Raw genomic sequence first — 3,118 nt, forward strand, 5'->3', positions numbered from 1 at the left:
ATCAGTTTTTTTGCTGCCGGATAAAGCGGTTCATTTCCTGTTCCAGCATCGACAATGGCATTGCACCATTCGCGAGCAACGCATCGTGGAATTTACGCAGATCAAACTGGTTGCCGAGTTCCTTTTCCGCTTTGGCGCGGAGTTCGCGAATCTTGATTTCACCCATTTTGTAAGACAGCGCCTGTCCCGGCCAAGAGATGTAGCGGTCTACCTCTGCGCGCACATTCGCTTGCGACAGAGAGGTATTGTCGGCAAGAAAATCCAGCGCCTGCTGACGACTCCAGCCCTGGGAGTGGATACCGGTGTCGATAACCAGGCGGCAGGCGCGCCACATTTCGTAGCTCAGGCGGCCAAAGCGCTGGTAGTCGTTTTCGTATACGCCCATCTCTTCGCCGAGACGTTCGGCATAAAGCCCCCAGCCCTCACCGTAGGCGCTGAGATAGAGGTTGCGGCGGAAGTCGGGCACATTGTCGAGCTCCAGCGATAACGCGCCCTGGAGATGGTGACCCGGGACCGACTCATGCAGTGTCAACGCCACTAGTTCATACAACGGGCGCTGGTCCAGGGCATAGGTGTTCACCCAATATGCACCACCGCGGGTACCACCTACTGCCGCAGGGTTGTACGACGCAGTGGTGTAATTCGGTGCGATTTCATCCGGAACCGGCACCACCCCATAGGGCAAGCGCGGCAGCTTGCCGAAAAATTCCGGTAGGCGGTAGTCGATAGACTTGGCGATGAACGACGCTTCCTTGAGCAGATCCCGCGGGGTTTTCGCGTAAAACTGGGGATCGGTGCGCAGGAATTCGGTGAAATCCCCAAAGCTGCCGGTGAACCCCGTCTTCTTGATCAGTGCATTCATTTCATCCCGGATACGCTTCACTTCCGCCAGACCGGTTTTGTGAATTTCCGCCGGGTCCATATCCAGGGTTACATAGGTACGGATGGCGTGGCGGTAGTAGTCCTCACCCCCCGGTAAATCTTCTGCGGCCAGGGACTCGGTGGCGGCTTTCATGTAGTCGCCTTCGAGGAAAGTTGCCACGCGATCGAAAGCGGGGATCGCATGGTCCTTGATCGCCGCTGCGCCCTCACGTTGAAGTCTTTGCTGGTCCTTTTTGGAAAAGGACTCTGGAAAATTTTTGAAAGGTTCGTACAGGCTACTTTTGGTGGGATCACTGTAAACCTGTGCGCGCACAGTGGGCGCAATGCCCTCTACCACGATTTTCGGCAGCACAAACCCGTCGCTGATGCCGACGCGCATATTCGCCAGGTTCTCATCGAAGTAGCGGCCGAAATCCTTAATACGCGCAATATAGTCCTCGTAGTCCGATACTTTCCGCATCGCCAGTCCGTTACTGGCATCCAGCGCAGCACTCCAGAAGCTGTAAAACGTGTTGAACGGAATGCGGTCCAGGAACAGCTCATTGCCTTCAATGGAATTGTTAAGCACCCAGCTGAGTAGCTCGAGATTGACCCTGTCTGATTCGCTCAGCTCGGATGCATCGATCTTGTCCAGGCGCCCGAGCAAGGCCTGCTCTGCCTTCAGTCGACGGGCGCGGTCTTCTGGCGCCACTCCGGGCAGGCGATTGTTATACCCCTGCTCGCCCATACGCCCGGCAGTGATCGGGTCCTCCCGCAGGCTGTAGTGCCAATGGTCATCAATCACACGCTGTAGTTGCTGAGAGGCGGTGGCAGCTTGTACTGCTGGCACCAGCAGCCAACCTGCGACTATGATCAGGAACAAGGATTGGAGGGGTCTCGGTACCATTGAACAGTCTCTCGGTGGAAGATTGGTTATTTATGGAGCGGTCAACCATAGCACGACACCGCCGGGTATCGGAGGCATGCGGGCGCCCCTCTTCCGACTTCTATCGCAAAACCAATACCTTTGACCGCCCACTGCAGAGTGACCATTAACAAGGAGCGAGAGAGTGAAGGATACCTGTATCGGTAGCGTTCAAATGGTCAGCGGGGAATGCGTTGCCACCAATCTGCAGCAGGCATACGCACTGGTCAGCCAGGCCGTAGATCGCGGAGCACAACTCGTACTGCTGCCAGAGAACTTTGCACACCTGGCAGACGGCGGCAGCTTTTCGGCCGCGGAAACGTTCGCTCGAGGTGACGCCTGCTCCGAACAACAACCTGTCCAGTTTGCATTGCAGAGCTGGTGCCGAGAATTCGGGATATGGATCGCGGCTGGTGCTGTTTCGCTACTGCAGCGACCCGATGGCATCGCAGTGCCCGACAGGCGCTGCCGCTCCGCGTTTTTGTTGTATGACGACCGCGGTGAACTCAACGCGCGCTACGACAAAATGCATCTGTTTGATGTGGAAGTGGACGATACCGCTGGTCGCTACCGTGAATCGGCAACTATTGAAGCAGGCGATACCCCTGTAGTGGCATCTACCCCGTGGGCGAAGCTGGGGCTCAGCATCTGTTTCGACCTGCGCTTTCCGGAACTTTATCGGGAACTGGCTATGGCGGGTGCCGAATTGTTGTTGGTTCCCGCTGCGTTTACCCATACCACCGGCAAGGCGCACTGGATGACGCTGCTGCAGGCACGAGCAATTGAAAACGGCTGCTTTGTCATTGCTGCTGGTCAAGGTGGGCAGCATTCACCCAAAAGGCGGACCTGGGGCCATTCAGCAATCATTGATCCCTGGGGTGAAATTCTTGCGGAAGCCGACGAGGGCGAAGCAGTAATTACTGCAACACTGAATGCGGAAAAACTTAACCGTGTACGCAAGGATATGCCTCTTTTGTCCATGCGCCGTCTGTAGATAAATGGGTATCCAGCGTTCAGCGCGTCACTTGCCCACAGATATCATGGATAGAGCTGGGGATAAGTTAGGGATATCAGTGATGAATGGCGTGGTTACTCACTTACGCGGAACGTTCAAAAAAACGCCGTCCGAGTCGTGCTGAAAATTGGTATGGCAAAGGTGAACAAGTGGCTTATTTTGCTTGCTGACAGCGCAAAAGAAAAAGGCCCAGCCGCGTAAGCGACTGGGCCTTTGAATTAAAACCTGACGATGACCTACTCTCACATGGGGAAGCCCCACACTACCATCGGCGATGTTGCGTTTCACTTCTGAGTTCGGCAAGGGATCAGGTGGTT

At 55.6% G+C, this 3,118-nt stretch carries 2 protein-coding genes and 1 rRNA gene; 1 reads left to right on the forward strand and 2 read right to left on the reverse strand.

From position 1 onward, the window contains the following. Window position 1: 1 nt before the first annotated feature. Window positions 2-1,711, reverse strand: a complete 1,710-nt coding sequence (locus VIL80_RS08315) for a DUF885 domain-containing protein (RefSeq protein ID WP_332035649.1) — start codon at window positions 1,709-1,711, stop codon at window positions 2-4. A gap of 220 nt (window positions 1,712-1,931) precedes the next feature. Between VIL80_RS08315 and VIL80_RS08320 the strand changes: the two genes are divergently transcribed. Continuing rightward, complete coding sequence (locus tag VIL80_RS08320; RefSeq protein WP_332035650.1) at window positions 1,932-2,780, forward strand: carbon-nitrogen hydrolase family protein; 849 nt, start codon at window positions 1,932-1,934, stop codon at window positions 2,778-2,780. Window positions 2,781-3,024: 244 nt separating this feature from the next. On the opposite strand, the gene rrf is transcribed toward VIL80_RS08320, so the two are convergent. After that, window positions 3,025-3,118: ribosomal RNA gene (gene rrf / locus VIL80_RS08325) — 5S ribosomal RNA — on the reverse strand; the annotation flags it as partial.

The sequence above is a fragment of the Microbulbifer sp. genome, assembly GCF_036563125.1.
In the GTDB taxonomy this organism is placed as follows: domain Bacteria; phylum Pseudomonadota; class Gammaproteobacteria; order Pseudomonadales; family Cellvibrionaceae; genus Microbulbifer.